We start from the raw sequence: 395 nt of genomic DNA on the forward strand, positions 1-395 counted from the left end.
GAGCACGTAGAGGGCGAGCGCGAGCACGTGCAGCGGATGCGCGATCGTGATCGTGAACAGCGGAGCGACGAAGAGGAAGTCGAGAGTGACGCCCGAGAGCACCGCCGCGAACACCGCAGGGCGGATGCCGCCGATGAGGGCGACAACGACCACGAGCAGTTGGTACGCGAGCACCTCGGCGGTGATCGACTCGGGGCTGCGGAACGTGAACATGATCCACGACAGGATCGGTCCGAAGACGAGCGCGACGCCGAAACCGAGCAGCTGTCGACGCCAGCCCAGGGCTCCGCCGGTGATGCGCGGCAGCACCATCCGCCCACCCGCTGCGGCGTGCGTGACGATGTGCACGTCGATGTCGCCGGAGCGGCGGATGACCTCAGAGCCGATGCCAGGAC

At 67.8% G+C, this 395-nt stretch carries 1 protein-coding gene; it reads right to left on the reverse strand.

What is annotated here, in order from left to right; translation table 11 throughout:
• A partial coding sequence (locus tag L687_RS37760; protein WP_040569819.1) for a DUF4118 domain-containing protein occupies positions 1–395 on the reverse strand: 395 nt, incomplete at both ends.

Origin of the sequence: Microbacterium maritypicum MF109 (assembly GCF_000455825.1) — a bacterium.
GTDB lineage: Bacteria > Actinomycetota > Actinomycetes > Actinomycetales > Microbacteriaceae > Microbacterium > Microbacterium maritypicum_A.